The sequence below is a fragment of the Burkholderia sp. Bp9142 genome, from assembly GCF_003853415.1.
GTDB lineage: Bacteria > Pseudomonadota > Gammaproteobacteria > Burkholderiales > Burkholderiaceae > Burkholderia.
On sequence record NZ_QTPP01000002.1, the window covers coordinates 198627 to 217179 of the forward strand.

The 18553-nt window shown below is 67.4% G+C and carries 17 protein-coding genes; 8 read left to right on the forward strand and 9 right to left on the reverse strand.

What is annotated here, in order from left to right; genetic code table 11:
- The first annotated feature begins 4 nt into the window (after positions 1 to 4).
- Together DIE22_RS03630 and DIE22_RS03635 are read left to right on the forward strand one after the other, a co-directional pair.
- Positions 5 to 424 carry a DoxX family protein gene (locus DIE22_RS03630; RefSeq protein ID WP_124496376.1) on the forward strand — a complete coding sequence of 140 codons (420 nt, stop codon included), beginning with the start codon at positions 5 to 7 and terminating at the stop codon, positions 422 to 424.
- Positions 425 to 487: 63 nt separating this feature from the next.
- Positions 488 to 1591: a porin gene (locus DIE22_RS03635; protein WP_124496374.1), complete on the forward strand. Its 1104-nt coding sequence runs from the start codon at positions 488 to 490 to the stop codon at positions 1589 to 1591.
- A gap of 94 nt (positions 1592 to 1685) precedes the next feature.
- Here DIE22_RS03635 and DIE22_RS03640 read toward each other — a convergent pair whose 3' ends face one another.
- The 3 genes from DIE22_RS03640 to DIE22_RS03650 all read right to left on the reverse strand — a co-directional run bounded on the left by DIE22_RS03640 (position 1686) and on the right by DIE22_RS03650 (position 5014).
- Positions 1686 to 2228: a cysteine hydrolase family protein gene (locus tag DIE22_RS03640; RefSeq protein ID WP_124604546.1), complete on the reverse strand. Its 543-nt coding sequence runs from the start codon at positions 2226 to 2228 to the stop codon at positions 1686 to 1688.
- 232 nt (positions 2229 to 2460) lie between these two features.
- Complete coding sequence (locus DIE22_RS03645) at positions 2461 to 3786, reverse strand: MFS transporter (protein WP_124604547.1); 1326 nt, start codon at positions 3784 to 3786, stop codon at positions 2461 to 2463.
- Between the two features lie 43 nt (positions 3787 to 3829).
- Entirely contained in the window at positions 3830 to 5014 is a 1185-nt protein-coding gene (locus DIE22_RS03650) for a M20 aminoacylase family protein (RefSeq protein WP_124604548.1), read from the reverse strand.
- Positions 5015 to 5195: 181 nt separating this feature from the next.
- On the opposite strand from DIE22_RS03650, the gene DIE22_RS03655 reads away from it, so the two are divergent.
- Entirely contained in the window at positions 5196 to 6098 is a 903-nt protein-coding gene (locus tag DIE22_RS03655; protein ID WP_124496369.1) for a LysR substrate-binding domain-containing protein, read from the forward strand.
- 186 nt (positions 6099 to 6284) lie between these two features.
- The gene (locus DIE22_RS03660; protein WP_006478890.1) at positions 6285 to 6605 is read left to right on the forward strand and encodes a pyrimidine/purine nucleoside phosphorylase; all 321 of its coding nucleotides are present in this window, start codon (positions 6285 to 6287) and stop codon (positions 6603 to 6605) included.
- A 111-nt stretch (positions 6606 to 6716) separates the two neighbouring features.
- Here the strand turns inward: DIE22_RS03660 and DIE22_RS03665 are convergent, their stop codons facing one another.
- From DIE22_RS03665 to DIE22_RS03680, 4 genes are all read right to left on the reverse strand, one after another.
- The gene (locus tag DIE22_RS03665) at positions 6717 to 7049 is read right to left on the reverse strand and encodes a hypothetical protein (RefSeq protein WP_185640534.1); all 333 of its coding nucleotides are present in this window, start codon (positions 7047 to 7049) and stop codon (positions 6717 to 6719) included.
- Between the two features lie 512 nt (positions 7050 to 7561).
- On the reverse strand, positions 7562 to 9349 hold the full coding sequence (locus DIE22_RS03670) for a chloride channel protein (protein WP_124604549.1): 1788 nt from the start codon (positions 9347 to 9349) through the stop codon (positions 7562 to 7564).
- A 30-nt stretch (positions 9350 to 9379) separates the two neighbouring features.
- Positions 9380 to 9793 (reverse strand): MarR family winged helix-turn-helix transcriptional regulator, encoded by a 414-nt coding sequence (locus DIE22_RS03675; protein WP_124496365.1) that lies wholly within the window; start codon positions 9791 to 9793, stop codon positions 9380 to 9382.
- 138 nt (positions 9794 to 9931) lie between these two features.
- Positions 9932 to 11107: an HPP family protein gene (locus DIE22_RS03680; RefSeq protein WP_124604550.1), complete on the reverse strand. Its 1176-nt coding sequence runs from the start codon at positions 11105 to 11107 to the stop codon at positions 9932 to 9934.
- A gap of 363 nt (positions 11108 to 11470) precedes the next feature.
- Between DIE22_RS03680 and DIE22_RS03685 the strand changes: the two genes are divergently transcribed.
- Positions 11471 to 12439, forward strand: coding sequence for a LysR family transcriptional regulator (locus tag DIE22_RS03685; protein ID WP_124496361.1), 969 nt, complete (start codon positions 11471 to 11473; stop codon positions 12437 to 12439).
- A gap of 36 nt (positions 12440 to 12475) precedes the next feature.
- On the opposite strand, the gene DIE22_RS03690 is transcribed toward DIE22_RS03685, so the two are convergent.
- On the reverse strand, positions 12476 to 13852 hold the full coding sequence (locus tag DIE22_RS03690) for an MFS transporter (protein WP_124604551.1): 1377 nt from the start codon (positions 13850 to 13852) through the stop codon (positions 12476 to 12478).
- 71 nt (positions 13853 to 13923) lie between these two features.
- A complete protein-coding gene (locus tag DIE22_RS03695; protein WP_124604552.1) occupies positions 13924 to 14862 on the reverse strand; it encodes a 2-hydroxyacid dehydrogenase in 939 nt (312 codons plus the stop codon).
- Positions 14863 to 14975: 113 nt separating this feature from the next.
- Here DIE22_RS03695 and DIE22_RS03700 point away from each other — a divergent pair, with 113 nt between their 5' ends.
- The 3 genes from DIE22_RS03700 (at position 14976) to DIE22_RS03710 (ending at position 18474) form a co-directional block, all read left to right on the forward strand.
- A complete protein-coding gene (locus DIE22_RS03700) occupies positions 14976 to 15884 on the forward strand; it encodes a LysR substrate-binding domain-containing protein (protein ID WP_124496355.1) in 909 nt (302 codons plus the stop codon).
- 653 nt (positions 15885 to 16537) lie between these two features.
- Positions 16538 to 17314: a hypothetical protein gene (locus DIE22_RS03705; protein ID WP_124496353.1), complete on the forward strand. Its 777-nt coding sequence runs from the start codon at positions 16538 to 16540 to the stop codon at positions 17312 to 17314.
- 20 nt (positions 17315 to 17334) lie between these two features.
- Complete coding sequence (locus DIE22_RS03710) at positions 17335 to 18474, forward strand: LysM peptidoglycan-binding domain-containing protein (protein WP_124604553.1); 1140 nt, start codon at positions 17335 to 17337, stop codon at positions 18472 to 18474.
- Positions 18475 to 18553 lie beyond the last annotated feature (79 nt).

Genomic DNA, 18553 nt, shown 5'->3' on the forward strand with positions numbered 1-18553 from the left:
CACCATGACACCGAATCAACCGTTTCTCGCGTCCCAGCGCGATGTGCTGCTGCTGCTGTCCCGAATCCTGCTCGTGATCCTGTTCGTGATGTTCGGCTGGAAGAAGATCGCCGACTTCTCCGGTACGATCGCGTTCATGGGGAGCGAAGGTGCGCCCGCGCCGATCATCTCGGCGGCGATCGCCGTCGTGATGGAGCTGTTCGCCGGCATCGCGATCCTCGTCGGTTTTCAGACGCGGCCGCTCGCGCTGCTGCTTGCGCTGTATACGATCGGCACCGGCATCATCGGCCATCACTACTGGACGATGACGGGCGGCGAGCAGATCAACAACATGATTCATTTCTACAAGAACATCGCGATCTCGGGCGGCTTGTTCGCGCTCTGCGCGGCCGGCCCCGGGCGTTTCTCGATCGATCGCGGGTGAACGGACCGCCGGCGCGCGCATGGGGCGCGGGTCGGACGGTCGAGACTCCGAGGGGGCATCATTTTGCGACTCAAACACTTCGCATGGCTGATCGCGGCCGCCGCGCCGGCGGCCGCATTCGCACAGACCAGCGTGACGCTGTACGGCCGTATCGACGGCGGCATCGAATACCTGAACCACATCGCGACGCCGAACGGCAGTTCGACGCGCTGGAGCGCGGAAGGCGGCGACTGGGGCACCAGCATGTTCGGCCTGAAGGGCTTCGAGGATCTCGGCGGCGGGATGTCGACGGTCTTCAACCTGGAAACCGCGTTCCAGGTGATGAACGGCACGACGGGCGGCGGACGCATGTGGTCGCGGCGCGCGTACGTCGGGCTGAAGAGCGATACGTGGGGCCAGCTGCAGGCCGGCCGCAACCTGTTCATCGACAGCGACGGCGTGTGGGAATTCGATCCGTTCGTCCAGCAGGCGTTTTCGTCCGCATCGCTCGTGCGCGGCCGCAACTGGCAGCAGAGCAGCAACAACATCGAATATCACAGCCCGGTGATCGGCGGCTTCGACGTGCAGGCGCAGTATGCGTTCGGCAACCAGTCGCGCGGCTTCAACTACGGCGCCGCGGACGACTTCGGCCGCTCGGACGGGATCATGATCTCGTATCACTCGCCGGTGCTCGACGTGCGCGGCATCTACGACGAGCTGCGCGACAACAACGGCAAGTTCAGCAATATCTTCACCGCATCGCGCGAGTATTTCGTCGGCGCGAACGTGAAGGTGTCGAAGTTCAAGATCCAGGGCGCGTATACGCACTACCAGGCGCCGGACAGCCCGGCCGGTGTCGCCGATCGCGCCGATCACTACTGGCTCGGCGCGACCTATACAGCCACGCCGCAGTGGGCCGTGACGGGCGGCGGGTATTACGTGAAGGTGGGCGACGGTGGCGCCGATGCGTCGCACGATCCGTCGGGGCACGCGATCATGTACGTGCTCGGTACCACGTACAACCTGTCGAAGCGCACGTTCCTGTATGGAACGGTCGCGTATGTGCGGAATGGCGGGAATTCGAACTTCTCGCTGCTCGCGTCGCCGCGCGACGCGACGTCGGGCACGAGCCCGATGACGGGCGAGTCGCAGACGGGCGCGTATGTGGGGATGATGCATACGTTCTGAGCGGGAAGCGCGCACGCAAGGCACGGGTGAGGGTGGCCCGTGCCTTGTTTCGTTTACGGACGGCAGTCGCGTCGCGCGCCGTATGTATTGGCGGTCAGAACACGCAGACCTCAGTCGTCGTCAGCGTCGCAAACGGACCGCCAAGCGTCGCGTTGTGATGCGCGACGATTCGCTCGGCCGGCAGTGCCGGCGTGTCCATGCAGGTGTGCGCATCGGCGACGAGCACCGCGCGAAACCCGAGATCGGCGGCCGCGCGGCATGCCGTGTCGATGCAGTACTGCGTCTTCATTCCGGCAATCACGATCTCGCCGATCCCGGCCGCGTGCAGCCATTCGGCCAGTCGCGTGCCCGCGAAGCAGCTCGGCCGGGTCTTGTCGAACACGACGTCGCGCGTTGAATCGATCGCGAGCTCCGGCAGCAGCGCGGCCAGCGGCGCGTCGGGCGCGATCGGCGAGCCGGCCGAACCGGTGTGACGCACGGCGAACACGGGCGCACCGGCTTCGTGTGCACACCGAATCAATTGGTTGACGTTGGCCAGCACGCGTTCGCCGTCATGCGGACGATCGGGGCCATGGAACAGCCCGACCTGCATGTCGATGACGAGCAGCGCACGTTTCGGGGTAGGGGCTTCGGACATTGCGTTTCTCCTGAAGGGCCGATGCGGACGGAGAAACAACGAAACCCCGTCCGGAACCGGCGGGGCCTGTGGGAATCGGTGACGCTACGATCTTGCGCGCACTCGCCGCACGGACCCGCCGAAGGCGGTCGTGCGCGTGCTCGTCGAAAGGGTGGTCGTGGCGTTATGCATGGAAGCGATCATGCCCGATGCGCGTGCGCCGCGTCAATCACGCACGCGCCCCGCCCACCGATCAATCGAGCGCCTTCCCGGCCTTCTCGTCCATGCAGCGTATGGCGAGCAGCGTCAGCACGCCGCAGCCGATCGCATACCACGCAGGCGCGTTCGGATTGCCGGTCGCCGCGATCAACCACGTCACGAAGAACTGCGCGAAGCCGCCGAAGATCGCGACCCCGACGCTGTACACGAGTGCGCCGCCGGTGGCACGCACCGCACGCGGGAACAGCTCGCCGAGCATCGCGCCGGTCGCGCCGATGTTGATCGCGTGCACGATCGACAGCGCGGCGATGATCGACAGCAGCGACGCGGCGCCCGGCCAGCGGTTCAGCGCGATGAACGCGGGATAGATCGCGGCCATCAGCACGATGCGCGTCCACCAGACGATCCGGTTGCGTCCGTAGACGTCGGACAGGTGGCCGCCGATCGGCGTCACGAGCATCAGGATCGCACCGGCGACACAGCCGGCCATCATCGACAGCCAGGTCGGCAAGTGCAGCACCTGCACGCCGTAGATCGCCATGTAGAACACGATGATGTAGTGGATCGACGTGCCGCCGATCGTTACGCCGAGGCCCGCGAACACGGCCTTGCCGTGATGGCGCAGCACGTCGGCGAGCGGCAGCGACGCGACAGGTTCGTCGTGCGTGGCAGCGGCAGCAGGCGCGGCAGCCGGGACTTCCTCGACGGTGCGGCGCAGCCAGTAGCCGATCGGCACGAACAGCGTGCCGATGATGAACGGCACGCGCCAGCCCCAGCTTTCGAGTTGCGCGGCGCTCAGCGTCGACGTCAGCGCGACGCCGGTCAGCGCGCCCGCGAGCGCGGCGAGCCCCTGGCTCGAGAACTGGAACGACGCATAGAAGCCGCGACGATGCTGCGGCGCCTGTTCGAGCAGCAGCGTCGTCGACGCGCCGACTTCGCCGCCCGATGCAAACCCCTGCAGCAGCCGCGCGAGCACGAGCAGCAGCGGCGCGGCGAAGCCGATCTGCGCGAAGGTGGGCGCGACCGCGATCGTCGCGGTGCCGAGCGCCATCAGCAGCAGTGTCAGGATCATCGCCTTCTTGCGGCCGGCACGATCGGCGTACATGCCGATGACGAGCCCGCCGAGCGGGCGCGTGACGAAGCCGACGCCGAAGCTCGCGACCGCGAGCATCAACTGCCCGAACGACGAGTGCACCGGAAAGAACAGCTTGCCGATCAGGATCGCGAAGAAGCTGTAGACCGTGAAGTCGTAGAACTCGAGCGCGTTGCCGACCGCGGCGGCCGCGATCAGGCGGCGTTTCTTCGCGGCGGCGCGGGCATCGGCCGGCGAGCCGGCGAACGAAAGGGCGGACGTTTCCATGGGGTTCCCCTGCTAAGGCGCGGAACTGCGTGATGAAGGGCCGTCAGGCCGCGAGCCAGGCTTCGGCGACGCGAACCCAGTAACTCGCGCCGATCGCGAGGATGTCGTCGTTGAAGTCGTAGCCGGGGTTGTGCACCATGCAGCCGCCCTTGCTGCCGATCCCGTTGCCGATGAACGCGTAGCAGCCGGGGCGTGCCTCGAGCATGAACGCGAAATCCTCGCTGCCCATCAGCGGCGCGGCCTCGGTTTCGACATGCTCGGCGCCGAGCATCTGGCGTGCGATGTCGGCCGCGAACGCGGTCGGCTCAGGATGATTGACGAGCACTGGGTAGCCGTAGTCGTAATCGACTTCCGCGGTGACGCCGAAGCTTTCCGCCTGGCCTTTCGCGAGCGCTTCGATGCGGCGCGCGAGCAGCGCGCGCACGTCGGCGTTCAGCGCCCGCACCGACAGCTTCATCACGACGGTTTCCGGAATGATGTTGAACGTCTCGCCGGCTTGCACGCTGCCGACGGTGATCACGGCCGCATGCTGCGCATCGACCTCGCGCGCGACGATCGTCTGCAGCGCGACCATGATGCTGCCCGCGGCCGACATCGGGTCGCGCGCGAAGTGCGGCATCGCGCCGTGACCGCCGACGCCGCGCAGCGTGATCGTCACGCGGTCGGCCGACGCCATCGCGGCACCGGTGCGGAAGGCCATGTCGCCGGCGGCGCGGCCCGGCATGTTGTGGATCGCGAAGATCGCGTCGCACGGGAAGCGGTCGAACAGGCCGTCGTCCATCATCGATTTCGCGCCACCGAAATTTTCCTCGGCCGGCTGGAAGATCAGGTTCAGCGTGCCGGAGAATTGTCGCGTGGCGGCCAGGTGACGCGCCGCGCACAGCAGCATCGCGGTGTGGCCGTCGTGGCCGCATGCATGCATCTTGTTCGCATGGCGGCTCGCATGCGGCAGGCCAGTGGTTTCCGCGAGCGGCAGCGCGTCCATGTCGGCGCGCAGGCCGACCGTGCGCGTGCCTTGTCCTTCGCGCAGCACGCCGACGACGCCCGTCTTGCCGATCCCGCGATGCACTTCATAGCCCCAGCCCGTGAGCAGCTCGGCGACGAGATCGCTCGTCAGCGTTTCCTCGAACGCGAGTTCCGGGTGCGCGTGGATGCGGCGGCGCACCTCGATCAGGTCGGGAGCGATCTCGGCGATGCCGGGGATGACGGGGTTCACGACTTGCAGCATGGTGTCTCCTGTGGGGCAGGTGGGGCGTTTGACGCGCATATGACGTGGAAGCATATAAATTTCTTTTGCGTACCAGAAGCTGCTAAATTGCTTTGGTGCACACCACCGGTTGCCGCTCGGGAATACCCTGAGCCGGCATGCGCCGCGTCGCACAGGGTTTCCTCGAATCACGCATGCCGCCATGAAATACCATCAGCTGAAAGCGTTCGTTACCGTCGCGGACGAAGGGAGCATCCGCGCGGCCGCGCGGCGCCTGAACGTGTCGCCGGCGGCGCTGACGAAGGCGGTCAAGGAGTTGGAGATCGCGCTCGGCGTGTCGCTCGTCGTGCGCACCGCGCGCGGCGTGCAGCTCACCGCGTTCGGCCAGCAGCTGCAGGTGCGCGCGCGGCTGATCGTCGCCGAGATGCAGCGTGCGCGCGACGACATCGAGCAGGCGCAGGGCGCGATGACGGGCTCGGTTGCGGCCGCGATCACGCCGGCCGCGGCAGTGACGATCCTGCCCGATGCGTTTCGCGCGTTCCGGCGGCGCTTTCCGGTCGCGCGCGTCAACCTGATCGAAGGGTTTCCGGGCGTCGCGCTGCCGCGGCTGCACGACGGCTCGCTCGATTTCGCAGTGGCCGTCGTCGTGCCCGAACTGCTGGCGGCCGAGTTCGATCACGCGGAACTCTATGCGAGCCGATCGCTGATCGTCGCGCGCAAGGGGCATCCGCTCGCGTCGGCCACGTCGCTCGCCGATCTCGTCGAGGCCGACTGGCTGATGAATCCGTCTCCGGAAAGCTCGACCCAGGTGCTGTTCAATTCGTTCGTCGCGTACGGGCTGCCGGTGCCGCAGCGGGTCGTCGAATGCCCGAGCTTCGGGCTCGCGCACAGCCTGATGACGGGCTGCGACCTGATCGCGTCGATGCCCGAACAGCTGCTGCAGGGCGAGTGGGCGCGCGACCAGCTCGCGGTGCTGCCGATCCGCGAGCGGCTGCCGGGCGTGTCCGTGCAGGTCGTCACGCGCCGCGACAGCCCGCTCACACCGGCCGCTGCGATGCTGCTCGACTGCCTGCGCGATTCCGCGCGACGCAAGGGGCTCAGGTGAGGCGGTGCATGCAGCGTCTCGGCGTCTCGCAACGAATCAAGTAGTGATCCTGACTATCTGTCGCGTATCCTCGAAAAATCCCGCTTTCGGCGCACTCGCCGCGAGCCGGTATCATAGCGGCCGGCCTGCCGCCCCGGCCGGCTTCCGACAACACGCCATCCGGCATCCAGCAATCAGAGGCATCACATGACCAGTGCAACCCAATTCGACAACGTATCGGTCGTCAAGCGCGCGAACGTCTATTTCGACGGCAAGTGCGTGTCGCATACCGTGCTTTTCCCGGACGGCACGCGCAAGACGCTCGGCGTGATCCTGCCGTGCGCGCTCAATTTCGGCACGGACGCGCCCGAATTGATGGAAGTGCAGGCCGGCAAGTGCCGCGTGAAGCTCGACGGCAGCAGCGAATGGCAAACCTACGGCGCCGGCGAATCGTTCTCGGTGCCGGGCAAGAGCCGCTTCGACATCGAAGTGCTCGAGACGCTCGACTACGTCTGCAGCTACCTGTAAGCGCGCAGGCATCGGCCGCAGCGCGTGCGCGCGGCCGACGCGCCCAAACAAAGAGCCCCGCCGAAGCGGGGCTCGTCGCATGCGGACGGCGCAATGCCGTCCGGTGCGGGCTTACAGGCAGGCGTTGATGTCGCCGGCGGAAGCGGCGTCGCCGCGCATGCCGACCCACGTCTTCGCGCCCGGCTTCGACGCCGGGCGAACCATCGCGGCCGCGCCGTTCGGCGGTTGCTGGCCCGGCACGTAGACATCGGTCGCGAGGCCGTTGGCGAGCACGTTCTGCGAGACCACCTGTTGTTGCGACTTGTCGGCCCAGGTCTTGGCGATGCACGCCGAGACGTCCTGGGCGGATTTCTGGCTTTGTCCCACGTTCTGCATGGCCGGATCGGCTGCATGTGCAGAAATCGCCACGGTCAATGCGATGAGCGGTAAGAATTTCAAGTTCACGTTTTATCTCCCTCGAGTCGTGATTGATTGAGTGGGATGCGCAGCAGAACTGCGTTCCTGTGAGATTGCATCGGACAAGTGCGGTTCCGGCGATTCCGAAACAAGTTGTTAACGCGCTTGCCAAACGGCAACCCGGATGCTGTGAGTTCTGCGGCGCTGCGGCATGCGTCGCGTGCGGCCCGTATCGAGACGGGGACGCGCACGACGTCATGCGCCGTGAGGTCGGCTCGCTGCCCGGTGGTGTGGCGGATTGACGGCCGCGGCGTGCTGCATGTGTCTGCATGTCGCGCCGCGACGCTTCTTTATTGGATGACGAAGTGGAATGGCTGAATGGTGGCCCCGTCGCATGAGCACCATGATGACAAACTTTCGTCCGAGGAATTGTCAACGAAGTTTAAACGCCGACACTCACAGCGGAATGCGGAACGGCGCGCATGGTGCGCACCGTTTCGGAGGGCGGGGGAAGAGGATGAGAGCGGTGCGCGGCCGGGGCGCCGCGCACGCTGCAACGGTCAGCCGGCCTTGCGGGCGCCGGCGTCGCGCAGGTTGGCCGGCACGATCGGACGGAAGCGCTCGCGCTTCTGTTCGTCGTCGAAGTGCTGGAGCGCGGGCTTGATCAGGTCGCTGCGTGACACGATGCCGGTGAGGCGCAGCGATTGCGCATCGTCGACGACCGGCAGGCGTTCGAGGCCGAGCATCGCGAGCCGCGACGCGACCACGCGGCAGGTCTCGTGCGCCTGCGCGACGGCCGGTGTGCGCTCGGCGAACGCGCTCGCGAGCGTCGCGCCGGGCCCGGCTTGCGCGCGTTGCGCATCGAGCGTCGCGCGATCGACGAGGCCGAGCAGGCGGCCGTCCTGCACGACCGGGTACGCACGGTGCGTCTGCTTCGCGCCGAAGTACTGCGACTCGACGGCGTCGAGCGTCGTGGCGCAGTCGATGGCGACGAGCGCGTCGGCGGGCGTCATCACCTCGGCCACGTCATGGCGTTCGAGCGGGTCGACGCCGTATTCGCGGTAGATGTGATAGCCGCGGCGCGCGATCTTCTCCGTCATGATCGAGCGCTTCATCACGACGGTCGCGAAGCCGTGCGCGACGAGCGTCGCCGCGAGCAGCGGCAGCAGCGCGTTTGCGTCGTGCGTGAGGCCGAACGCGAACACGATCGCGGTGAGCGGCGCGCCGAGCGTGGCGCCGAGCGTCGCGGCCATGCAGACGAGCGGCCACAGCGCAGGATCGCCGCCGGGCAGCACCGGCGACAGCACGGTGCCGAGGCCCGCACCGAGCATCAGCAGCGGGGCGAGCACACCGCCGGACGTGCCGGAGCCGAGCGCGATCACCCACATCACGGCCTTCACGATCAGCAGCGCCAGCGCGATCTTCAGCGCGATGTGCTGGTGCAGCAGGTCGCCGATCACGTCATAGCCGACGCCGAGCGCGCGCGGTTCGAGCCAGCCGCCGACGCCGATCACGACCGCGCCGAGCGCCGGCCACCACATCCAGTGCACCGGCAGCTTCGCGAAGCCGTCCTCCACGCGGTACAGCGCAGCCGACAGGCCGCACGCGAGCATGCCCGACAGCAGGCCCGCGACGATGCACGACAGCAGCGCGACGGGCGTCGGCGACGCAGTGGTCAGCGGAAACAGCGGCTCGACGCCGAAGAACACGGCACGTGCGAAACCGGCCACCGCGCAGGCGAGCGCGACCGGCAGGAAACTGCGCGGACGCCATTCGAACAGCAGCAGTTCGACCGCGAGCAGCACGGCCGCGACCGGCGTGCCGAACACGGCGGTCATGCCGGCGGCCGCGCCCGCGACGAGCAGCGTCTTGCGCTCCGCGGCGGTCACGTGCACGCATTGCGCGATCAGCGAGCCGAGCGCACCGCCCGTCATGATGATCGGGCCTTCCGCACCGAACGGGCCGCCGCTGCCGATCACGACGCCGGACGACAGCGGCTTGAGCACCGCGACCTTCGGCGACATGCGGCTCTTGCCGAACAGGATCGCCTCGATCGCCTCGGGAATGCCGTGGCCGCGGATCTTCTCCGAACCGAAGCGCGCCATCAACCCGACGATCAGCCCGCCGATGACCGGCACGACGATCACCCACGCGCCGAGCGTATGGTTGGCGGGCGAGCGGTCGGCGAACGAAAACTGCTGGAAGAAGAACAGGTTCGTGAACAGGTGAATCAGGCTCAACAGCACGAACGCCGCCAGCGTGCTGAGCACGCCGATTCCGGCGGCTAGCGATGCGATCCTGGGCAGGCGTTCGTTGGTCGAGAAATCGCGTTTGTGTGGTGCGTTCATCGGAGCGGGGAGAGGTCGGTAAAGCTCGGGTCAATAATCGATCTGCGGAACCTGGAACGTGCCCTTGAGCGATTTCAGCTCGGCACGATGCATGGCCGCGAGGCGCGCGAGCAGCGTTTCGCCGGCTTCTTCGAGGTGTACCTCGACCTGCCGGCGATCCGCTTCGCTCGTCTTGCGCTTCACGAGCCCGAGCGCCTCGCAGCGCGTCACCAGCGCGACGACGCCGTGATGCTGCGCCTGCAGGCGTTCCGCGAGTTCGCCGATGGTGGCCCATTCGCGATGCGGGTAACCCTTGATGTGCAGCAGCAGCAGATATTGCAGCGGCGTCACGCCTTCGCTTTGCGCGGCGCGTTCGGAGAAGCGCTCGAAACAGCGCATCTGGTAGCGGAACTCGGACAGTTGCTGGAAATCGCTTTTGGTCAGCGCGCGTCGGGTATCGGTCATTGCGGTCGGTCGGGCAGTCGGTTTCGGTAGCGCAAAATATATCACAATATGATATAAATGGCGGATTTTCAGCGGAATGCCCCGCATCCCGCTGTTCGTCGGGGTTGTTTGTCGGCGCGGTTAGTCGGGTTAGTCGGGTTACGCTGCCTCGAGCATCTGCGTCTGCCGGTACAGGCCCGTGACGAGATCCGTCTGCGTAATGATCCCGACGAGCCGGCGCGATGCGTCGACGACCGGAATGTGATGGTGGCCGGAGTGCGTAAACAGCGGCACCAGCGCGGTGATCGGCAGGGCCTGCGGCACGGACGCGACGTCGCGGGTCATCACGGTGGCGACGCTCGGCGGCTGGCCGCCGAACGACTGCGGCAGCCGCGCGGACAGCCGCTGCCACAGCGCAGCCGGGCGGCGCGGCGGGCGCGTGAGGTCGGCGCGCGTGACGATGCCGACCAGGCGATCGTCGCCGTCGACGACCGGCAGCGCCTTCACGCGATGGCGGTCGAGCAGCGTCAGCGCGGCCGTCACCGACGTCGACGGCGCGACTTCGATCGCGTTCTTCGTCATCAGGTCGGCGCACGTGAGCTGGCCGAACGTGCGCGCATACGCCTGCATCTCGGTTTCGCGCAGCAGCATTTCGAGGTCGTCCGGATCGACGTCGAGCCATTCGCTGCGGCGCTTCAGCACCGCGTCGAGATCGGCTCGCGTGAAGCCACCGCGTGCGGGTGCGGCGCCGCTGCCTTGCGGCTTCGCGTCGGGACGCACGCTGCCGTGCGGATAGCGGTGCCCCGTCAGCGCGTGATACACGAGCGCGGCCGACAGCAGGATGGCCGATTGCAGCGCGATCGGCTCGACCACGAAGCCGAAGCCGAGCGCGTGGATCGCCGGGCCGCCGAGCACGGCCGTCAGGGCGACCGCGCCCGACGGCGGGTGCACGCAGCGCAGCGCGAACATGCCGCCGATGGCGAGGGCGACCGCAACCGCGGCGGCCGTGATCGGATCGGCGATCCACTGCGCGCAGGCGACGCCGACGGTCGCCGCCACCAGATTGCCGCCGATGATCGACCACGGTTGCGCAAGCGGACTCGCCGGCACCGCGAACAGCAGCACGGCCGACGCCCCCATCGGCGCGACGAGCAGCGGCACGAGGCCCGGCACGCCGGGCAGCAGCCGCATCGTGACGCCGACCGTCGCGATGCCGACGAGCGCGCCCGTGCACGAGCGCATGCGCTCGCGCCAGCCGAGTGTCATCGGATGGGGAATGAAGCTGTGCAGCCATTGCCGGAATGTGCGGCGCGACGGGGAGGAGCCTGACGACATGGATGGTAAGCGGTAAAAATGACGGCGCGGATGATGCAGCGCAAGAAAAGGCGAAATTATATCGCGTTGTGATACAAATCGTCGCGCTGCATCAGCGCGTTGCAGGCGCGCGACGCGTGTGGCTTGCAAAAACCTTTCATGAGATGAAAGCCTGCGGCGCCGCGAGCGCGCAAATTTGCCTGCGGCGGCGTACAATTCGGGCCACCGAATTCCCCCCATGCCACAACCACGCTCGCGATGCCTGCTCTCCAGCCTTTCCTCCGGCACGGTGATCGCTTGCACATGGTTCGCGCGCACGCCCCGATTCCCGTCTGACGCGAGCGCCGCCGACGTTTCCTCCCCGACACTCCCCAAGCCAATTCAATGGACATGCTCGAAAACATGCGCCTGTTCGTGCGCGTTGTCGAAGCCGGCAGTTTCACCGCGGTCGCCAAAGAAATCGATGCGACCACCGCGCAGGTCTCGCGCGCGGTGTCGAATCTCGAAGCCCACGTACAGACGCGCCTGCTGCATCGCACGACGCGCCATCTCGGCCTCACCGAAAGCGGCGAGCGCTACTTCGAGCGTGCGAAGTCGATCCTCGCCGAGTTCGACTACGCGAATGCCGAGGCGCGCAACGCGCTGCTGCGGCCGAGCGGCAAGATGCGCATCCATGCAATGACGGGGCTCGGGCAAAGTCACGTCGTGTCGTCGATCGTGCGCTACCAGGAAGACAACCCGGACGTGTCGGTCGAGCTGACGCTCGCGCAGCGCATGCCGAACCTCGTCGAGGAAGGCTACGACGTGTCGATCGTGACCGCATCGCAACTGCCCGATTCCGGCTACGTCGCGCAGACCTGCGGCACCAGTTGCAGCGTGCTGGTCGCATCGCGCGAGTACCTGGCGCGGCACGGCACGCCGAAGACGCCGGACGACCTGCCGAACCATGTGTGCCTGCGGCTCGATACGCCCGCATCGCCGGCCAGCGAGTGGCGGCTCGAGCGCGGCGACGACGAGGAGACGGTCTATGAACTGCAGCCGGCGCCGTTCCAGGTCAACGTGCCGGATGCGCTGTGCGTCGCGGTGCGGGCCGGGCGCGGCATCGCGTGCGTCGCGCTGTACACCGTGCTCGACGACATCCGCGAGGGGCGGCTGATCCGCGTGCTGCCCGAGTACCGGCTGCAGACGGTCAGCGTGTACGCGGTCTATGCGACGCGCCGCTATCTCGACGCGAAGATCCGCACCTTCCTCGACCATCTGCGCACGACGCTCACCCCCGCGCTGGAGAACGACCTGCGCGAGCTCGACCGGCTCGCGGTCGGGCAGGCGCCGGGCAGCCGCCAGCGCGCGTGACGCCGCGGGCGGTCGCGGGCCCGGCGGCGCCGGGCGTCATACGGCCGGCGTGACGCGAATCCGCTCGAAGCGGCCGGCGAGCCACGCATAGGCGGCGATGCCGATCAGCCCGTGCGCGGCGACGAACCACAGCGCGCCCGCAAACGAGCCCGTGTGCGCGACGAAGTAGCCGATCACGAGCGGCGTGACGATCCCCGCGATGTTGCCGAGGCCGTTGAACACGCCGCCGCTCAGGCCGACCATGCCTTCCGGCGCGGTGTCGGCGAGCACGGCCCAGCCGACCGCCGCGAGCCCCTTGCCGAAGAACGCGATCGTCATCAGCGCGATCACGACGGCGTTCGACGACGCGCCGTTCGCGAGCACGAGCAGCGTCGCCATCGCCATTCCCGCGACGAACGGCGCCTTGCGTGCGCGCGACGCATGCACGCCGCGCCGGATCAGCCAGTCCGACAGCACGCCGCCGAGCACCCCTCCCGTGAAGCCGCAGAGCGCCGGCAGCGCGGCGACCCAGCCGGCCTCCATGATCGTCATCCCGCGTCCCTTGATCAGGTAGATCGGGAACCACGTGATGAAGAAATAGGTGAGCGCCGTGATGCAGTACTGGCCGATATAGATCGCCCACAGGTTCCGGTGGCGGAACAGCTGCGACGCGTCGCGCCACGAGACGCGCTGCCGGTGCCGGACGCGGTTCGCCTCGAGATCGACGAGCGCGCCGTGCGCACGCAGGTAGTCGCGCTCGGCGTCGCTCACGCGCGGATGGCCGTGCGGCTCGCGATACCACGCGAACCAGAGCGCCGACAGCGCGACGCCGAGCATCCCCATCCACAGGAACACGTGTTCCCAGCCGAGCGCATGCGTGAGCCACGCCATCGCGGGTGTGAACAGCACGACGGCCATGTACTGCGCGGAATTGAACAGCGCCGATGCGGTGCCGCGCTCGGCGGTCGGGAACCAGCACGCGACGATCCGCGAATTGGCCGGGAATGCCGGCGATTCGACCAGGCCGAGCATGAAGCGCATCGCGAACAGCGCGAGCGTCGCGGCCGCGCCCTGCACGGCGAACCAGCCGACCGTGCCCTGCAGCATCGTGAAGACCGACCACAGCAGCAGGCTCAGGCCGTACACGCGGCGTGCGCCGAAGCGGTCGAGCAGCCAGCCGCCCGGGACCTGGTCGATCGCATAGGCCCACGCGAACGCGGAAAAGACGATGCCGAGCTGCACGGGCGTCAGCCCGAGGTCGTGCGCGACGCCGGTGCCGGCGATCGACATCGTCGCGCGATCCGCATAGTTGACGACGGTGACCGCGAAGATCAGCGCGAGGACCGTGTAGCGGACGCGGCCGATCGTGCGCGATGCGGTGGATGAGGCGGGCGAGGCGGCGACGGTTGCGCCGCCGCTGGGTCGATTGGGCATGCGAGTCTCCTGGCCTCCGTCGTGCGGAGGCGTTTCGTTTGGTGTCGTAGTCGGGGGCGGGTGTGCGTCGCTTAGCTCGTGACGCTGGTCGGCGGGCGCTGTCCCGCGAAGCACGTGGCGAGGTTGGCGAGCACGATCCGGCCCATGGCTTCGCGCGTCTCGTGCGTGGCGCTCGCGCGGTGCGGCTGCACGACGACACGCTCCAGTTCGAGCAGCGCGGCCGGCACGTGCGGTTCGTCGATGAACACGTCGAGGCCGGCACCGGCGATCGTGCCGGCCGCGAGCGCGCGCACGAGCGCGGCTTCGTCGACGAGCTTGCCGCGCGCGACATTGATCAGGAATCCTTGGTTGCCGAGCGCGGCGAGCACGTCGGCGGTCACGAGCACGTTGCCGTGATCGGCCGACGCCGCGAGCACGAGCACATCGCTGTCGCGGGCGAGCGCGACCAGGTCGGGCACGTAGCGGTAGCCGCTGTCGCGGTGTTCGCGCGGACCGAAATAGCTGACGGGCATCCGGAACGCCTGCGCGCGCTGCGCGATCGCGCGTCCGACGCGGCCGAGGCCGACGATGCCGAGCCGCTTGCCCGTCACCTGCGTCGCGAGCGGCTGCGCGACCTTGCCCCAGCGGCCGGCGCGCACGATGCGCTCGCCGGCGCCGAGGTCGCGCAGCGTCATCAGGATCAGCCCCATCGCCATGTCGGCGACGTCGTCGGTCAGCACGTCGGGCGTCGTCGTCACGTGGATGCCGCGTGCGCGGGCGCGGTCGAGATCGACGGCGTCGGTGCCGATGCCGCTGATCGCGATGATTTCGAGCGCGCCCAGCCGGTCCATCCACGCCGCCGACAGCCCGTTCGCGCCGCCCGTGACGACGCCGCGGATGCGCGGCGCGACGCGATCGAGCAGTGCGTCGGGCCGGTCGGCCGCATACAGCCGATGCACTGCGTAGCGGGCGGACAGTTCGGCATCGATGGCGCCGGGAAGCGGCTGGGTGAGCAGGATGTCGATGGTCATGAAGGTCTCGGTCGTCGTGCGCGGCGCGCGCCGCACATCAGGTGCAACCGAGTATAGGAATCGGATCGATGTTGGTCTAACATCAAAAGACTATTGATTGATTCAAGAATTGAATGATTGAACTGAACCAGCTTCGCTGCTTCGTCGCCGTCGCCGAGGAACTGCATTTCGGGCGCGCGGCCAAGCGGCTCTTCATGACGCAGCCGCCGCTCAGCCGGCAGATCCAGCTGCTCGAGCACGCGCTCGGCATCGCGCTGCTCGAACGCAGCAGCCGGCAAGTCAGGCTGACCGCGGCCGGCGAGCGCTTTCTGCGCGATGCGCGGCATATCCTCGAGTTTTCCGCGCGAGCCGAACAGGCCGCGCAGCGCGTCGCGCACGGCGGGGCCGGCCGCATCACGCTCGGCTTCACGGCCGTGAGCGCGTACCGGATGATTCCGGTGCTGCTCGCGCATGCGGCGCACGCGCTGCCGGACGTCGATGTCGAATTGCGCGAAATGGTGTCGACCGTGCAGATCGACGCGCTCGCGTCGCGCATGCTCGATGCGGGCTTCGTGCGCCAGCGCGCCGCGCGCCATCCGCTCGAATACCGGCTCGTGCAGCGCGAGCCGATGCTCGTCGCGGTCGCGCAGGGCGCACCGCTCGCCGCGTGCGAACGGATCGGCCCGGACGAACTCGACCGGCAGCCGTTCATCGCGTATTCGCCGAACGAGGGAAAGTACTTTCACGACATGATCTCGGGGATGTTCGCCGGCGCCGGGCGCTTGCCGAACTACCTGCATTACGTCGGGCAGACGCATACGATCCTCGGCCTGGTGCGCGCCGGGCTGGGTGCCGCGATGGTGCCGGCGTCGGCGCGCGAGCTGCACGTCGACGGCGTGGTGTTCCGTCCGCTCGCGGGCGTCGACGTGGCGGCCGAGCTGTATCTTGCGTGGCGCGCGGACAACGACAATCCGGCGCTGCCGGTGTTCAACGCGATGGTCGAGCAGTTTCTCGCGCGGGAGCAGGCTGGCGCGTCTACTTGATACGCCAGCACGATGTGACAAGCTTTCAATCCGGAAGCTTGCCGTATCCGATGCCAAGCGATCCTGAGCGAGCGAGACAGGTCGCAGCCGGCGAATGCTTGCGATCCTGAAAGCGGCTTCGATGCCTGCTTCCCAACGCACGAACGCAGCGGTTCGCTGCACCGCGTCGACCGCTTGACGCTGCATGCCGGTCGGCGCACGATACGTCCGTGCATTTGGAGCGGGACGCGCCGGCCGCGCGTTCCTGCATCCGCGACGCGCAAAAGAACAACGATGAGCCTTCACGCACTCGTACCGGAATCCAGGCGCCGCATTCATCGGCGCGCCGGAGCAACGATCCTCCCGACGCCCGTCGCGTCACGTATCCGTCATCCCGTTTCGTACCGTGCATCGGTACACTTTCCCGTCCGCGCGCTGGCAGCGACGACGAACGGCGCCGATCGGCACCGCCGCGTCGCGCGGCAGCCTGCCGCGCCCGAATACCGTATCGCACATGACGCTACACCGGCGTCTCGTGACGCCGCCGGCGCCCGTCCACGCATCGCGCCGCCGCCTGTCCCGCACGCGCGGCGGCGCCGGAGTCCGAAGCATTTCGATCGAGCATGGCGCAGCACACGCACGCAGTTCAGTTCGAGGTTCAAGGAGAGAAACTCATGTCGCAGCTTTCGAATGAAGCAAACGGCAGTTCGGGGAGTGGCAAGGCAAGGCTGATCAAATGGGCGATCATCATCGCCGGCGTCGCGATCGCGGCACCGGCCGCGCTGTTCATCCTGAAGGGGATGGTCGCGCTGATCACGGCGGCCGTGATCGGCCTCGGCGCGATCTATTTCGCGCCGGTCGTCGCGATGAAGTTCGCGAACCAGAAGGTGAATATGATCGTCGACGAAGCGCAGTCGAATCCGATCGAGACGCTGATCAACCAGCTCGCGGAAAAGCGCCAGGCGGCGCAGAAATTCGCGGACAGCATCACCGCGTTCCGCACCGAGGTGAAGAACTTCGAGAACAAGACCGAGCTGTTCGAGAAGCAGTATCCGGACGATGCGCCTCGCTTTCGCGCGCAGCTCGACACGATGAAGCAGCTGCTCGCGTTCCGCGAAGGCCGCTACAAGCAGGTGCAGGCCGAACTGAAGAATTTCGCGGCGGCGATCGACCGCGCGAAGGCAATGTGGGACATGTCGCAGGCGGCGCAGCAGATGAACAAGCTCGCGGGCCGGCAGACGGCCGACACGTTCGAGCAGATCAAGACCGACGTGGCCGTCGATTCGGTGATGCGCTCGGTCAACAAGGCGTTCTCCGAAATGGAGACGTCGCTGCTGGATAACCCCGAGGTCAAGCAGGCGCAGCAGCAGGCGGTGATGAACGGCGCGCCCGCCCCCGTGCCCGGCCCCGATGCGGCACACACAGCCGCATTGCCGTCGAAGCAACGATAACTTCCTGCAGGCACGCAACCATGAAAAAACTTCTCGGTGCAATCGCGTTTCTGGTGGTGCTCGTCGGCGTCTGGATCGTCCATCAGGGCGGCCTGTCGACACTGATTCCCGCGCACGACCACGACACGGCTCCGGGCGCGACGTCCGCGCAGTCGGCCGACGCGGGCCAGCCGGCGCAGCCGTCGGCATCGGGCAACGTGGTGCCGGCCGGCTTCACGCCGCAGGCCAGCACGCTGAAATCGATCGCCGAAAACGGCATCGTGCGGATCTCGGTGCAGAATCCGAGCGAGCCGTTCTTCGGCGAGGACAAGGGCGCGCCGCGCGGCTTCAACGTCGAGTTCGCGCGGCTGCTGTTCGCGGATCCGTCGTTCTCGCACGGCGGCAAGCCGGTCGTCGTCGATACGCGTCACGAAGTCGACACGTACCCGGGCGTGCCGAAGCAACTGCTCGACACCGACGCGAAGGGCAATCATGTCGTCGACGTCGCGATGGACGGGCTGACGTTCCCGGACAACACGCCGGCGGGCGTTGTCTACTCGGTGCCGTACGTCGACGATTTCGGCTATTCGCTGATCGTGCGGCAAGGCGCCGCGATCCGCTCGGCCGACGACCTGGTCGGCAAGACGGTCGGCATCCTGAAGGGCGACCCGGATGTGCGTGCGTTCGTCACGCGTCAGTATCCGAACGTCCGGTTCGTCGAGGTCGACGATTCCGATCCGGCATTCATCGCGAAGAGCCTCGACGGCCATGCGGTCGACGCGTTCATCTACGACTACCCGTTCGCGGTCAGTTCGATCAAGGGCACCGACCTGAAGTTCGCGGTGACCAAGCTCGACGGCTCGAACATCGCTTACAAGATCGGCGTGCGCGCCGACGACCAGGATCTGCTGATCTACCTGAACGCCGCGATCGCGAAGCTCAAGCAGTCGCCGCAGTATCTCGACCTGCTGCGCAAGTATTTCGTCAGCGACCAGACGATGACGACCGCAGCCGCGTCGGGCGAGCACACGTACGTGGTGAAGGCGGGCGATACGCTGAACATGATCGCGGCGAGCAAGCTCGGCAGCGGCCAGCGCTATCGCGAGATCCAGCGCCGCAACAACCTCGCGAACCCGAACCTGATCCTGGCCGGCCAGCATCTGGTGATTCCGGTCCGCTAGCCGCGGCGTGAAGCAGGGAAGGTGTGGCCGTGCAGGTGAAGTGATGCGCGCGGCACGGCGGAAACGATCCGTCGTGCCG